This is a genomic window from Bradyrhizobium sp. B124 (genome assembly GCF_038967635.1).
In the GTDB taxonomy this organism is placed as follows: domain Bacteria; phylum Pseudomonadota; class Alphaproteobacteria; order Rhizobiales; family Xanthobacteraceae; genus Bradyrhizobium.
The window spans coordinates 6,535,027-6,549,309 of the sequence record NZ_CP152413.1; the positions used below are offsets into that span (position 1 = coordinate 6,535,027).

Here is a 14,283-nt window from a genome sequence, read left to right on the forward strand (position 1 = left end):
AAGAACAATGGGTACGTTGACAGGCAAGACCGCCGTTGTGACCGGCTCGACCAGCGGCATCGGATTGGCTTATGCGCGCGCCTTCGCCGGCGCCGGCGCCAATATCGTGCTCAACGGCATGGGTGTGCCGGCCGACATCGAGAAGGAGCGTTCCGGCATCGAGACCGACTTCAAGGTCAAGGCGGCCTATTCGCCGGCCGACATGACCAAGCCGGCCGAGATCGCCGACATGATCGCGCTCGGTGAGAAGACCTTCGGTTCGGTCGACATCCTCGTCAACAATGCCGGCATCCAGTTCGTCTCGCCGATCGAGGAATTCCCGCCGGAGAAGTGGGAAGCGATCATCGCGATCAATCTGTCGTCGGCGTTCTATGGGATTCGCGCCGCGGTGCCCGGCATGAAGAAGCGCGGCTGGGGCCGCATCATCAACACGGCTTCGGCGCACTCGCTGGTCGCATCGCCGTTCAAGTCGGCCTATGTCTCGGCCAAGCACGGCATCGCCGGCCTCACCAAGACCGCCGCGCTCGAGCTCGCGCAGTTCAAGATCACCTGCAACTGCATCAGCCCGGGCTATGTCTGGACCCCGCTGGTCGAGCACCAGATTCCGGAGACCATGAAGGCGCGCAACATGACCAAGGAGCAGGTCATCAAGGACGTGCTGCTCGCCGCCCAGCCGACCAAGGAGTTCGTCACCTCCGAGCAGGTCGCGGCACTCGCGCTGTTCCTGTGCGGCGACGACGCCGCGCAGATCACCGGTGCCAATCTCTCGATCGACGGCGGCTGGACCGCGGAGTAGCGCGCGCGTCGCTGAGCTCGATGTTCGTCATGGCCGGGCTTGTCCCGGCCATCCACGTCTTTGGTGCCGATGGATTCTGAAGACATGGATGCCCGGGACGAGCCCGGGCATGACGCGGGGGAAGACCGAAGCTATTTCCCGAACGCCAGCACGTGCAGCCCGAGGCGCGAGCGCACCACGTAGAACAACAGGATGGTCTCGAAGATCAGCGACAGCGAGGTCGAGGCGGCCGCGCCCATGCCGCCATAGCGCGGCACCAGCGTCATGCAGAGCCCGACATTCATGAAGAACGACACGGCATAGGCGGTCGCGCAGATGCGCTGGTGGCCGAGCATGTTCAAGAGGCGCTCCACCGGCCCGATCGCCGAGCGCACCACGAGCCCGATCGCGGCGACGAACATGATGCTGTAGCCATCGACGAATTTCGGGCCGAACAGCCACAGCAGCGGCTTGCCGAAGGCGAGCAGGGCGATGGTCGCGAGCAACGAGGGCCAGAACGTCCAGCTGATGGCGTGTGCGACATAGGCCGACAGCCGCTCCTTGTCGCCGAGCGCGTTGTATTCGGCGAAGCGGTGCGCCGTCGTTGCCGACATCGCGTAGTGCACGAACGACACCAGCGCCAGCGTCTTCACCACGGCGAAGTAGATGCCGACCTCCTCGGAGGAGCGGAATTGCTGCAGCATCAGCACGTCGGTGTAGCCGAGCAAGAGATAGAAGCTCTCGACCAGCATGATCGGCAGCGAGATCGCGAACCAGCCCCTGACGTCGTAGGTCTTCTCGCCCGGCCCGAGATGGGCTTTGAGGCGGCGGTTCAGCACGATCATCTGGCCGATCGCCGCGATGTACACGGCCGCAGCACTCGCGATCATCGCCGCGGTCGCGCCGAGATTGAGGCCGAGCGCCAGCGCGCCGGCGGTCAGCGCGATGATCAGTCCCTGCCGCACGATGAACTGCGGCATCAGGCCGAGCTGCATCCAGTCATGCGCGCGCGAGATGCCGTCCTGGGTGTTGGCAACCACGAAGGGCGGCAAGGTCAGGCAGCCGATATAGAGCGGCACCACCGCGTTGGGATCGATCCAGGGCGAGGCGAGGTGGATCACGCCGGCGAGCAGCAGCGCCACCGTGCTCGACGCGGCAAGCACCACCCAGCGGCCGCCGGAGAGGAAGCCGCGCAGCGCGGCGAGGTCGCCGCGCGCGCGATATTCCGGGATGATCTTCTGCGAGGACGGCGCGATGCCGAAATCCATCGTGCTGCCGAGCAGCAGCACCCAGGTCCAGACATAGACATAGATGCCGTAGTCCGAGCCGCTCATCCAGCGCGCCAGCAGGATCTGCGCAAGATAGGCGATGGCGGCACTGACGACGCGGATGACGAAGATCATGCCGGCGAGGCGCTTGGTGACCGAAGCCTCCTTGGTGCCGCCGAGCAGGCGCGCGGCGAGGCCGCGCAGGCGTGCGGCCGGGCCCGATGGCACGGAGGTTGCGGATTGTGTCTCCATCACAGCCAAGGCGGAAAATTCCTAAAGCGCCGCAAGCCGGCAATGGCCCCGATCTATCAACGAAACGTTAAGATTGGGTTGGGTGACGGATGTTCCCATCTTGCGTCATCCCGGCGAAAGCCGGGATCCATAACCACAGGGAACAGTTGGTGCACACAGCTTGATCCCCAGCGTGCCTCAGACTGCAGCTGCGGCGTATGGATCCCGGCCCTGTGCGCAATTGTGCACCAAGCAGGAACGACGCCGCGCCGTCAGTTCAAATTGATATTGAATTCGTAGCTTTTGTCGCCGCCGACCAGCGTCAGCTTCAGCGCGGCGCCGTCCGCTTTGGCACCCGGCGGCAACCCGTCGAGCTCGAACGAGAAGCGCTTCACGCCTGGCGGCGCGTGCTCGACGAGCTTGGGCACGGGGAGCGCCCAGTCGGGCGTCGGGCCCTCGACGAACAGGCTGAGGTCCTTGGTTTCGGGCGCGGCGACATCGACCAGCACGTTGTTGCCGTCGCGCTTGACGTCGCGGATCGTGACCGGGGTGGGGTCGCCGATATTGGCGGGCTTCGGCACCGCATTGAGCGCCTCCGACAGCGCGGCGTCCTCGGTCGAGGCGACGCTGGCGAACGCGAGCTCGGCCTTCGCCTCCACCGGCACGCACAGCTTCTCGCACACCGCGTAGTTGATGTCGGCGCGCAGCACCAGCGGCTTGTCCGGATTTTTCGCCACGATGCGCAGCGGCAGCACCACCTGGTGCTTGTAGCCGAGCGAGGTACCTCCGGCGCCGTCGTCGAACTGGCGCGGCGCCGGCCACATCACCGTGACCGCATCGACATTGTCCGACCTGGAGAAATCGAATCGCGGCGGCACGCCGGAATCGCCTGGCGTGCGCCAGTAGGTTTTCCAGCCATCCTGCAACTGGAAGGCGATGCCGCCGAGCAGCACCGCGCCGCTGCGCGATCCCGCCAGCAGCCTGACCGCCGAATGCGTGTCCTGCTGCCACGGCGAGGCGTCGTCGGCGCGAACCTCCATTGCCACGGATGCGACGGAAAACAAGGCGGCGACGGCAAATGCGGCACGCATGGGAACTGTGACGACCATGAGACGTCTTTACCTGCAACTTTCGTTGCAAACCATTGAATTGCTTGTGATGCATCGCCGCACTGCGGCCGAAGGTTGATTGACAGAACGGCGACCCAATATCAGGATGCCAAATCAGCAGGAAAGGCCTTTGCGGATGCGCCCTGAAGGCAAAACAGGCAAGACTCGCAAGACCGCCGCCGGCAGAAGCCCGGCCGTCGGTCCCCATGCCACCGAAGATGGCTATCTCGATGGCCAGATGCTGATCGCGATGCCTGTGATGAACGACCCGCGCTTCGAACGCTCCGTGATCTACATGTGCGCGCATTCCTCCGAGGGGGCGATGGGGATCATCGTCAACCGGCCGGCCGGCAGCATCGATTTCCCGGGGCTGCTGGTGCAGCTCGACATCATCGAGAAGTCGGACCAGATCACGCTGCCGGAAAACGCCGAGATGATGAAGGTGATGAAGGGCGGCCCGGTCGACACCGGCCGCGGCTTCGTGCTGCATTCCAGCGACTTCTACATCCAGGATGCGACGCTGAATATCGACGACGGCATCTCGCTCACCGCGACCGTCGACATCCTCAAGGCGATCGCCAAGGGCTCCGGTCCCAAGCACGCGATCCTCGCGCTGGGCTATGCCGGCTGGGCGCCGGGCCAGCTCGAGAACGAGATCCAGCACAATGGCTGGCTGCATTGCGACGCCGATCCGGAGCTGATCTTCGGCACCGATGTCGACGAGAAATATGCACGCGCCCTGCGCAAGATCGGCATCGAGGCCGGCATGCTGTCGAACGACGCCGGCCACGCGTAGGTTGGCACGAGCGTAGCCACGATCTCTCCACGTTTTCGGTGTCGTCCCTGCGAAAGCAGGGACCCATAACCACAGGGCGTACGGATGGAGCGCGCTGGGGCCACAGCCTTCGCCATCACATGCATTCGTGGTTATGGGTCCCGGGTCGCGCTTCGCTTGCCCGGGGACGACGGCTGTGGGGTTGGCCACGCCAGCGGTGAGTTTGGCTATGACGGCTATAGGGTTGGCTACGATGGCGGAGCCCGCTACTCCGCCGCCTCCTGCGCCACCGTCGGCTGGGTGCCGGCGACCGTGGCGCGGCGCATGTCGCGGGGCTGCGACTGGTCGTAGCGGCGCACGCGGTGCACGGTCTGGCGGTTGTCCCACATCACAAGGTCATGCACCGTCCATTTGTGCACATAGACGAACTCCGGCAGCGTGGCGTGCTCGGTGAGATCGCGCAGCAACAGCCGCGCTTCCGGCATGCTCATGCCCCTGATGGCGCCGGCATGCGAGGACAAATACAGCGACTTGCGGCCGTGCACCGGATGGGTACGTACCAGGCGCTGCAGCACCGGCTTGAACATCTCCTTCTCCTCGTCGGTGTAGTCGAGGAAGCCGAGCGAGCCGCGCGAATACATCAGCGAGTGCTCGCAGATCATGTCGTCGATCTCGGCCTTGGTCTCGTCGTCGAGCGCGTCATAGGCCGCGCGCATGTCGGCGAACTCGGTGTTGCCGCCCTTCGGGTTGACGATGCGGGCCGACAGCAGCGAGAATTTCGCCGGGATCGGCCGGAACGAGCTGTCGGAGTGCCACAGGCAGTTGCCGAGATTGAACAGGTGGGTGCGGTGATCCTTCGGCAGCGGCTTGCCGTCCTTGCCGAGATTGGAGACATCGTTGAGCCCGGAGGAGAGGCGGTAGTCTTCCTTCTTGGTCACCGTGCCGCCGCGCGCGTTCTCGCGCTCGCCGAAGTTCAGCGCGAACGCCATCTGCTGTTCGTCTGATATGTCCTGGCCGTGGAAGATGAGTACGGCGTATTTGTCCATGCCGGCCTCGATGTCGATCACTTCCTGCTTCGTCAGCGGCTTGCGCAGATCGACGCCGGAGACCTCGCCGACGAAATGCTTGTGAAGCTGCCGGATCAGGACCGTCATTGGCGCATCTCCCCGTATCTCGCGGGCGGTTGTCCCGCTTCGTTTGACGAGAAGGCTACTCCCGGCGCGCGCCCTGTCAACGCTTCGCGGCCAGACGCGGGTCAGGCATTCCGCGCCATCAACCCGCCGTCGACGGGAATCACCGCGCCAGTCAGGAAGGATGCCGCGGGCAGGCAAAGGCTCAGCGTCATGTGCGCGACCTCTTCCGGATCGCCGTAACGGCCGAGCGCGGTGCGGCGCTTGGCGTAGATCGTCTTGTGCTCCTCGGAGATGCGGTCGGTGATGGCGGTGCGGATCGGGCCCGGGCAGATACAGTTCACGGTGATGCCTTCGCGTCCCAGCTCCACCGCGAGCGAGCGGGTCAGGCTGGTGACGCCGCCCTTGGCCGCGGAGTAGGGGCTGTGCAGCCCGGTCGCGCCGAGCGCCTCGGTCGAGGCGATGTTGACGATGCGCGGCGAGCGCGACTTGCGCAGGTACGGCAGTGCGGCGCGGATGATGCGCGGATGCGCCGTCAGCATCACCGCGATGCCCTTGGCCCAGGCGTCCTCGTACCCGGGATCGTCGATCGCCACGCGTACCGAGATGCCGGCATTGTTGACGATGATGTCGAGCCCGCCGAAATGCGCGGCGACATCGTTGACGACCCTGGTGATGGCGTCGCGATCGCTGACGTCGAGCGTCCAGGCCTTTGCCGAGCCGCCGCTCGCTGCGATCTCCTTCGCCACTGCCTGCGTGCCCTCCTCGGTGAGATCGGTGACCGCGACATTGGCGCCCTCATCGGCGAACACGCGCGCGGTGGCGCGGCCCATGCCGCTGGCGGCACCGGTGACGAGAACGGTGAGGCCCTTCACCGAGCGGCTGAGCTGTTTGAATTCGGACATGACGGATTCTCGCGAGATGAAATTTGGCGCGTTGTGAGACCGGCAACGCTGGCACCGATCCGCAAAGACGTCAAACCGCTGATCCGCTATCGCCGCGCGCGCAGCGCGTTAACGCAAGTTCTGCGTTGGCTTTTCGAAAAGGATCATGCTCAATCAAGAAAACAGCACGGGAGAGGAACGCGATGAACGAGCTCGATTTCGGCGGCAAGCAGGTACTGGTGGTCGGCGGCTCCAGCGGCATCGGCAACGGCATCGCGCAGGCCTTCCGCGCCAAGGGCGCGCGCGTCAGTGTGTACGGCACCCGCGCGCAGGCGAGCGATTACTCCGCAGAAGAAGGCTCCCATCTCGATGGCCTTGCCTATGCGCAGCTCGACGTCAGCAATCCGCAGGCGATCGAAAACCTCACGCCGTCGTTCGATCGGCTCGACGTGCTGGTGCTGGCGCAAGGCGCGGTGATTTACCGCCGCGGGGAATTCCAGATGGAAGGTTTCCGCAAGGTGATGGAAGTCAATTTGATGAGCCTGATGGCCTGCGCCACCAAATTCCACGCGATGCTGAGCGCCGCCAAGGGATCGCTGATCATCGTGAGCTCGACCGCGGCCTATCATTCCACCATGGGCAATCCGGCCTACAACGCCTCGAAGACCGGCGCGGTTGGTCTGACCCGCACGCTCGGCGAGGCCTGGGCCGAGAACGGCATCCGCGTCAACGGCATCGCGCCGGGCCTCGTCGACACCAAGATGACCAAGGCGACGACGGCGAATCCAAAGCGGCTCGAAGGCGCGCTCGAGCGCATTCCGCTGAAGCGTCTCGGCACGCCCGCCGACATGGCCGGCGCCGCGCTGTTCCTGGCCTCGCCGCTCGCCTCTTACGTCGTCGGCCAGACCATCATCGTCGATGGCGGGCTCATTCTTTAGCTCCAGGAACTTGTGCGAGGTTCCGCGGTTGGCCTCCTGACAGTTTCAGGGAGCACGTTATGGACAAGGATCGGATTTTAGGAACGGCGAAGGAATTCGCAGGCAAGGCCGAGGGCGCCGTCGGCGATGCGGCCGGCGACGCACAGACCCAGGCGTCGGGCCGCGCGCGCGAGGCCGCAGGCGCGGTGCAGGATCTCTACGGCCAAGCCAAGGACGCGGCGCGCGACGCCGCCGACACCGCGGTGAACTACGCCAAGGATGCTTATGAGAACCGCGGCGAGACCGTTCGCAGCGGACAGAGGGCGATGGCGCAAACGGTGCAGGACAATCCGCTCGGTTCGCTCCTGATTGCCGGCGGCATCGGTTTTGCGCTGGCGCTGTTGATGACGCGCCAGCCGCGCCGCCCGCCGGCACGCTGGCGCTACTACGGTTGAGCGCCGTTACTTCGTAGGGCGGGTTAGCGGTAGCGTAACCCGCCGTTTCTCCACGCATGCGATATCGGCGGATTACGCCTTCGGCTAATCCGCCCTACAAATTCCGCCTACTGCCAGGGATTCCCCGGCACCGCGGCACGCTGTCCGACATTGCGCGGCGGGCGCGGTGGCGGTGCGACCAGCGGGCGCTGCTGCTGCGGCGCGCCGAATCCGAAGATGTCACGCAGCCAGGGCTGCGTCTGCGGCTGCTGTTGCGGCTGGGCCTGGGCCGGACGGAACACGCGCCTTGGCGGCTTCGGCGCGGTGATGATCGAGCCGTCCGGCGCGATCGCTGTGGTCGAGGGCGGCGGATTCGCAGGGCCACCCGCCGGGGCGGCCGGCGTGGTCGCGGCAACCGGCACGTCGCCCTTGGCCTGCTCGCGCCCCATCTCGCGGCGCGGCCAGGCGAAATCATCGGCCCGGCCGGCCGGCGGCGCCAGCGCTTCGCCCTTCACCAGCGTGCGCGCGGCGAGCGCGTCGACCGCGGCAGGCCGCGATCCGGGGCCGCCGAGCAATTGATCGGTGCCGACCGTGGAGGCGACCAGCGGCAGCACGGGGCCGGCCAGCGGCCGCGGCGCGGGCTTGCCGGGCTCGGTGCTGGTCTCGGGCGTTGCCGGTTCGCTCGGCAGCGCGATCGGACCGGTGCGCACCGCGAGCAGGCGCGTCACCTCGCGCTCGACATAATGCGCGAGCTTGCGCGCGCCGGCCTTGGTGAAGAACACGCCGTCATCGGAACGCAGCTTGCGCGGCTGGCCTTCGAAGTCCGGGCCCTTCGGCATGAAGCGGCCGGCCTCGTCGACAAAGCCGTCCCAGACGTCGACATAGGTGATGCCGGCCTTGCCGGCACCGTCGCGATAGAGCGCGTCGAGGAACAGCATGTCCGACGTGCCCTTCTGGCCGCGGATCGCGGGCAGGCCGACCCACAGCACCGGCACGCCCTTGCTCTTCAGCACGTTGATCAGCTCCTCGATCTTCTTGCCGTAGAGCTCGACCCAGCGGTCGTCGCGGAAGTCATAGAGGCCATTGGGCGAGCGCGCGGTCTTTTCCGGCGCGGCCTGTGAGTCCGTGTCGGCGTCATCGGCTGGCAGCTCGGCATCGGCCGGCTTGCTGTCCGCCTTGCTATCGGTCTTGCCGTCAGTCTTGCCATCAGTCTTGGCGGCGGCATCGGGCTTGTCGCCGGGCTTGGCGTCCGGCTTGGCGCGCGCGTCTTTCTTCTCGTCCTTCTTGTCGACCTTCTTCTCCGCGACCGGTTCGCGGATCGCGGTGCGGTCGTTGAGGCCGAGCATCACGACAATGGCGTCGGGGTTCTCGGTGGCGAGAATGCCCTTGGCGGCCGCCGCCCAATCCGCCGGATCGCCCTTGGGCTGATAGCGGATCAGGCCGGAGACCGTCTTGTGCTTGCGGATCACGCCCATGTCGGGCTGGTCGGAATAGGCATCTTCCAGGCCATAGGCGAGCCAGTCGGCCATGGCGTCGCCGATCACCAGCACGTTGCGCTCGGCCGCGGCTTCGCGCTTCGCCGGCGGCGGCGCGCGCGAGAAATCCTCGCGCGGCCGCTGCGGCTGTGATGATTGCGGCTGCTGCTGGAATGGCGCGAAGAAATCGCCCCCGAACCAGCCGCCACCGCCACCGTGCTGCGGCGGAGCGCGGCGCTGCGGTTGCGGCGGTCCGCCACCGAAGCCAGGGAAGCCGAAGAACTGCGCCGAGGCGGGCTCGGCAATGCCGATCAACAGCGCAAGCGCTACCGTCAGCACGACCAGCGGACCGGCTTCGGTGAATAGGCGCAGGAAGGATTTCGGCTTCGCCATCGAGTTCGTCGCAATGATTAGGAAGTACGTGAGCATATTAGCGGAATCGGGCCGCAAGCGGGCACCTTTTCCACCATAAATCGGGTGCCTCCGGCCGCCGTCAAGGCGCCGGGCAAATATCGGAATTCACGGTTAGTTTTGGGGGGAGGAGCACGTACCTCGTCATTCCGGGTTCGCTTGGCGCCCCGGAACGACATCGTTGAGCTGTTGTAGCCCGGATGGAGCGCAGCGTAATCCGGGACCAGACGAGCCGCATGGCGAGAACCCCGGATTTCGCTGCGCTTCATCCGGGCTACGGGCAGCCTGTGACCTCGACCCTACCGCCCCCGCAGCCGCTCCAGCACCTCTGATGTGGCGAAACCGTCGGCCGGCGCCCCGATCGACACCTGGAAGCCGCGCAGCGCCTCGCGGGTCTGGCCGCCGAACTGGCCGTCGGGCGTGCCTTTGTAGAAGCCGCGCTGGGCGAGCAGCTGCTGCAATTCCAGCCGTTCGGCGCGTGACAGCACCCGTTCCTGGCGCGGCCAGGGCTGCACGAAGGGCTGGCCGCCGCGCAGGCGATCGGCGAAATGGCCGATGGCGAGCGCATAGGCTTCGGCCGGGTTGTACTTCATGATCACCCGGAAATTCTGCAGCATCAGGAAGCCCGGACCTTCGGCACCGGCGGGCGCCAGCAGATAGGCCTTGTCGGACGGCCGCGGAAACGGCTGGCCGCCCGGCCGCTTGACGCCGAGTTGCTCCCATTGCGACAGCGGCATCGCCTTGGCGCGGTCGGCCAGCATGTAGTTCAGGCCCTGCGGCAGCACCACCTCGTAGCCCCAGCTCGCGCCGGTCTGCCAGCCGTCCTTCTTCAGATTGTTGGCGGTCGAGGCGATCAGGTCGCTCGGATCGTCGACGACGTCGCGGCGGCCATCGCCATCGCCGTCGACAGCGTAGCGCTTGAACGCGGTCGGCATGAATTGGGTCGGGCCGAACGCGCCGGCCCAGGAGCCGCGCATTTGTTCGGGCCTGAGATCGCCGCGGTTGAGAATTTCCAGCGCCGACAGGAACTCGTCCTTGAAATAGGCCTGGCGGCGGCCGATGCAGGCGAGCGTCGCGGTCGACTGCACCACGCTGCGGTCGCCCATCTGGGTCGAGTAGTTCGACTCGATGCCCCAGATCGCTGCGATGATGTAGCGATCGACGCCATACGCCTTCTCGGTCGCGTCGAACTGCGGCTTGTACTTCACAAGGATCTCGCGGCCCCTGGCGAGCCTGGTGTCGCTGACGAGAATGTCCAGATAGTCCCAGATCGCCTTGGTGAATTCCGGCTGCGAATCCAGCAAATCCATGATGCGCAGGTCGGGCTGCAGGCCCGCGGTGAAGCGCTCGAAATTTTGCTGGGTGATGTTGCGCCGCGCGGCATCCGGCCACATCGCCGCGACGCAGTTCGGGAAGTCGGATGCGGCCTGGCGGATCGCGGCAGCCGTCATCAAAGGATGGCCGGAGGCGCCGTCTTCTCCGCTCCAGGGCGGCGCTGCGCCGTCCTGTCCGGTTGCGGCCTGCGGCGGCGTCGCGGCGTTCGGAGAGAAGATGCTGTCGATCAGGTTGGTCAGGCCGTTGCCGGCCGATTGGGCTTGCGTCGCGCCCGGCAGCAGCAGGGCCAGCGCGATCAGGCTCGCGCTGCAAAGCCTGGTCCTTGATGTTCCGGTCGCGCGCATATGTCGTGTGCCTGTCAAAATCGTGCCGTCCCAGAAGGCCCCGTCACGGTTTCCAATAGCTTAACAAAGGGCGGCATTTGGGGCGTGACGAAATCGCGCGCGATGTTTGACCGGGACAATTGTCCGGCTGCGTCAACCGGCTTTGGCCTGTTCTCTGAGATCGGCCAAGACAGCTTCGGCGTTTTCGAAGCAATCGCCGCCCGGCGGCGTGGCTTCGATCCGGGCGATCACGGCCTCGAGCCCGGCCTGGGTTTCAGCCAATCGGCGCTGCAAGGCTGCGACCTCGACCACCTTGGCCTTGAGCGCGGCCACCAGTCTGTCGCGGCTCCAGTCTCCCTTGCCGTGCGGCGGCAGCAGGTTCCGGATCTCGTCGAGCGAAAATCCGGCCTGCTGGGCCATCACGATGATCTCGAGGACGTGCCTGGTTCCGCGCGAATACTGCCGATAGCCATTCAAGCCGCGATCGATCGACCCGATCAGGCCCTCTCGCTCATAGAAGCGGATGCGCGACGGCGCCAGGCCAGACTCCCGAGCCAGTTCCCCGATCTTCACTGCCGTGCTCCTCGCTGCTTGACCTTAAAGTTTACTTTAAGGTTAGGGTGCGTGCAGATCAACAAGGAACTCGATTAAGGAACCTGGCTCATGTCGCCGTTCGATTCCCTCACTCTGCCCAACGGAAGCACCGTTCCCAACCGCATCGCCAAGGCGGCGATGGAGGAGAACATGGCTGATGCCGGGCATCTCCCGTCCGCCGAACTGCTGCGCCTCTATCAGGCCTGGGCCGAGGGCGGCGCCGGCCTCATCATCACCGGCAATGTCATGATCGATCGCCGCGCCATGACCGGACCGGGTGGCGTCGTGCTGGAGGACGGCACGCCGCTTGAGGCGTTCCGAAACTGGACCCGGATTGGCCGGGCCAGGGGCGCGCAAATCTGGCTGCAGCTCAGTCATCCGGGGCGGCAGATGATGAAAAACATGGGCCAGCAGACCCTGGCGCCCTCGGCGGTGGCGCTCGATCTCGGCAAGCATTCGAATCTGTTTGCGATGCCGAGGGCGATGACCGAGCACGACATCGACGAGGTGATCGCGCGCTTCGTCACAGCCGCGAAACTCGCAGAGCAGGCCGGCTTCTCCGGCGTGCAGATCCATGCGGCGCATGGCTATCTGATCAGCCAGTTCCTGTCGCCCTTGAGCAACCGGCGCACCGACCGCTGGGGCGGCTCGCTGCAAAACAGGGCGCGTCTCTTGATCGAAACCGTCAAGGCCGTCCGCGCCGCGGTGTCGCCGGGCTTCTCGGTCGCGGTCAAATTGAACTCGGCCGATTTCCAGCGCGGCGGCTTCGATGCAGCCGATGCGAAGACGGTCGTCGAGATGCTGAATGAATTGCCCGTGGATCTGGTGGAACTGTCGGGCGGCAGCTACGAGGCGCCGGCGATGCAAGGCGATGCACGCGACGGCCGCACGCTGGCGCGCGAGGCCTATTTCCTCGACTTCGCGCGCGATATCGCAGGGGTCGCCAGGATGCCGGTCATGGTCACCGGCGGCATTCGCCGCATCGGCATCGTGCAACAGGTGCTTGACAGCGGCGTCGCCATCGCGGGTATCGCCACCGCGCTTGCCGTCAGGCCGGATTTGCCGAATGCGTGGCGTAGCGGCGAGGATCTGCGGCCAGAAGTCGCGCCCATCCGCTGGAAGAGCAAGCCACTGGCCTCGCTTGCCGCCATGGCCGTCGTGAAATTCCAGCTGCGGCGGTTGAGCCGGGGCGGCACGGCCAATCCGAACGTTTCGCCGCTGAAGGCGTTGGTTCTCGCCCAGTTGCGCACGGCGTCGCTCACCCGCAAATATCGCCGCTGGATCGCGTCATCGGCCGCCGCAACGGCTGCGTCTCGCGGCACGTCGGTTTTGTCACGCGCGAACGCGCGGGCCGTCGGGATGCCTCGGTAGGCCGGCTATTCGGGTCGGAAATGCTCGGGTGGAAGAGGCGGATGAGTGCACATCACACATCCGCCTTTGTTCTCGGCTGCAAACCGGATACGAAGAAGCGATTGAATTTAGCGCCGCCGTCCCACCCGTTTCAAGGCTCCCGATAAATCCCATGAAGATCCGCAAAGCCGTATTTCCCGTCGCCGGTCTCGGCACCCGCGTGCTGCCCGCCACCAAGGCAATGCCGAAGGAGATGCTGACGATCGTCGACAAGCCTCTGATCCAGTACGTGGTGGATGAGGCCCGTGAGGCCGGCATCGAGCACTTCGTGTTCGTCACCGGCCGCAACAAAGGCGTCATCGAGGATCACTTCGACCGCATGTTCGAGCTCGACACCACGCTCGCGCAACGCGGCAAGAAGACCGAGCAGGACATCCTGGCGCAGAACCAGCCTGAAGCCGGCGCGATGAGCTTCACCCGGCAGCAATCGCCGCTCGGGCTCGGCCACGCGGTGTGGTGCGCGCGCGACATCGTCGGCAACGAGCCGTTCGCGGTGGTGTTGCCGGACGAGCTGGTGCTGAACACGCCGGGCTGCCTGAAGCAGATGATCGACGCCGCCAACAAGCTCGGCGACAAGTCGAACGTGATCGCGGTCGAGGCGGTGCCCGACGAGCTCACCCATCAATACGGCATCTGCGGCGTCGGAAAACGCACCGGCAACATCTTCGAGGTCGACGGCATGGTCGAGAAGCCGCAGCAGGGCACCGCGCCGTCCAACCTGTCGATCACCGGGCGCTACATCCTGCAGCCGGAAATCTTCAACATCCTGGCCACGCAGGAGCGCGGCGCCGGCGGCGAGATCCAGCTCACCGACGCGATGATCGGGCTTGCCAAGACGCAGAAGTTCTACGGCGTCGAGTTCGAGGGCGAGCGCCACGATTGCGGCTCCAAGCCCGGCTTCCTGCGCGCCAACATCGCCTTCGGCCTCAAGCGCCCCGAGCTGCGCGACGGCCTGATCGCCGAGATGAAGAAGTATCTGGAGAAGTAGGGGCGCTGCCTCATCTCGTCATTCGCCGCGAGAATGCGGAGGTCGATTCACAGACCGCGCAACATATTCGATGTCGTCCCTGCGAAAGCAGGGACCCACACTCCGCAGCAGGCGTAGTGAATGGGACACGTCGTCCAGAATTGCTCAACAATGAACATTCGTGGTTATGGGTCCCTGCTTTCGCAGGGACGACAGCTGTAAGTATGGCGCGACGTGTGCGTCAA

At 65.6% G+C, this 14,283-nt stretch carries 13 protein-coding genes; 6 read left to right on the forward strand and 7 right to left on the reverse strand.

The genetic code is table 11. From position 1 onward, the window contains the following. Nucleotides 1-7 precede the first annotated feature (7 nt). Complete coding sequence (locus AAFG13_RS31045) at nt 8-796, forward strand: 3-hydroxybutyrate dehydrogenase (RefSeq protein ID WP_092118875.1); 789 nt, start codon at nt 8-10, stop codon at nt 794-796. A 131-nt stretch (nt 797-927) separates the two neighbouring features. Here the strand turns inward: AAFG13_RS31045 and AAFG13_RS31050 are convergent, their stop codons facing one another. Both AAFG13_RS31050 and AAFG13_RS31055 read right to left on the reverse strand, forming a co-directional pair. Continuing rightward, complete coding sequence (locus AAFG13_RS31050; RefSeq protein ID WP_342713433.1) at nt 928-2,295, reverse strand: oligosaccharide flippase family protein; 1,368 nt, start codon at nt 2,293-2,295, stop codon at nt 928-930. 251 nt (nt 2,296-2,546) lie between these two features. Then, nucleotides 2,547-3,383, reverse strand: a complete 837-nt coding sequence (locus tag AAFG13_RS31055; protein ID WP_342709162.1) for a protein-disulfide reductase DsbD domain-containing protein — start codon at nt 3,381-3,383, stop codon at nt 2,547-2,549. 136 nt (nt 3,384-3,519) lie between these two features. On the opposite strand from AAFG13_RS31055, the gene AAFG13_RS31060 reads away from it, so the two are divergent. Next, nucleotides 3,520-4,179 carry a YqgE/AlgH family protein gene (locus tag AAFG13_RS31060; protein WP_176528924.1) on the forward strand — a complete coding sequence of 220 codons (660 nt, stop codon included), beginning with the start codon at nt 3,520-3,522 and terminating at the stop codon, nt 4,177-4,179. A gap of 245 nt (nt 4,180-4,424) precedes the next feature. Here AAFG13_RS31060 and AAFG13_RS31065 read toward each other — a convergent pair whose 3' ends face one another. Beyond that, nucleotides 4,425-5,312, reverse strand: a complete 888-nt coding sequence (locus AAFG13_RS31065; RefSeq protein ID WP_342709163.1) for a TauD/TfdA family dioxygenase — start codon at nt 5,310-5,312, stop codon at nt 4,425-4,427. Nucleotides 5,313-5,413: 101 nt separating this feature from the next. Then, nucleotides 5,414-6,193 (reverse strand): SDR family NAD(P)-dependent oxidoreductase, encoded by a 780-nt coding sequence (locus tag AAFG13_RS31070; RefSeq protein ID WP_342709164.1) that lies wholly within the window; start codon nt 6,191-6,193, stop codon nt 5,414-5,416. Nucleotides 6,194-6,375: 182 nt separating this feature from the next. Between AAFG13_RS31070 and AAFG13_RS31075 the strand changes: the two genes are divergently transcribed. Together AAFG13_RS31075 and AAFG13_RS31080 are read left to right on the forward strand one after the other, a co-directional pair. Further along, nucleotides 6,376-7,110 carry an SDR family oxidoreductase gene (locus tag AAFG13_RS31075; RefSeq protein WP_342709165.1) on the forward strand — a complete coding sequence of 245 codons (735 nt, stop codon included), beginning with the start codon at nt 6,376-6,378 and terminating at the stop codon, nt 7,108-7,110. A gap of 59 nt (nt 7,111-7,169) precedes the next feature. Beyond that, nucleotides 7,170-7,544: a CsbD family protein gene (locus tag AAFG13_RS31080; RefSeq protein ID WP_212314159.1), complete on the forward strand. Its 375-nt coding sequence runs from the start codon at nt 7,170-7,172 to the stop codon at nt 7,542-7,544. A 107-nt stretch (nt 7,545-7,651) separates the two neighbouring features. Here AAFG13_RS31080 and AAFG13_RS31085 read toward each other — a convergent pair whose 3' ends face one another. From AAFG13_RS31085 to AAFG13_RS31095, 3 genes are all read right to left on the reverse strand, one after another. Continuing rightward, on the reverse strand, nt 7,652-9,391 hold the full coding sequence (locus AAFG13_RS31085; protein WP_342709166.1) for an SGNH family hydrolase: 1,740 nt from the start codon (nt 9,389-9,391) through the stop codon (nt 7,652-7,654). 317 nt (nt 9,392-9,708) lie between these two features. Further along, nucleotides 9,709-11,088 (reverse strand): lytic murein transglycosylase, encoded by a 1,380-nt coding sequence (locus tag AAFG13_RS31090; protein ID WP_342709167.1) that lies wholly within the window; start codon nt 11,086-11,088, stop codon nt 9,709-9,711. A gap of 132 nt (nt 11,089-11,220) precedes the next feature. Beyond that, the gene (locus AAFG13_RS31095; RefSeq protein ID WP_342709168.1) at nt 11,221-11,640 is read right to left on the reverse strand and encodes a MerR family transcriptional regulator; all 420 of its coding nucleotides are present in this window, start codon (nt 11,638-11,640) and stop codon (nt 11,221-11,223) included. Nucleotides 11,641-11,730: 90 nt separating this feature from the next. Between AAFG13_RS31095 and AAFG13_RS31100 the strand changes: the two genes are divergently transcribed. Continuing rightward, on the forward strand, nt 11,731-13,032 hold the full coding sequence (locus AAFG13_RS31100) for an NADH:flavin oxidoreductase/NADH oxidase family protein (protein ID WP_342709169.1): 1,302 nt from the start codon (nt 11,731-11,733) through the stop codon (nt 13,030-13,032). 151 nt (nt 13,033-13,183) lie between these two features. Further along, entirely contained in the window at nt 13,184-14,059 is an 876-nt protein-coding gene (galU, locus tag AAFG13_RS31105; RefSeq protein WP_342709170.1) for a UTP--glucose-1-phosphate uridylyltransferase GalU, read from the forward strand. The last annotated feature ends 224 nt before the right edge of the window (nt 14,060-14,283 follow it).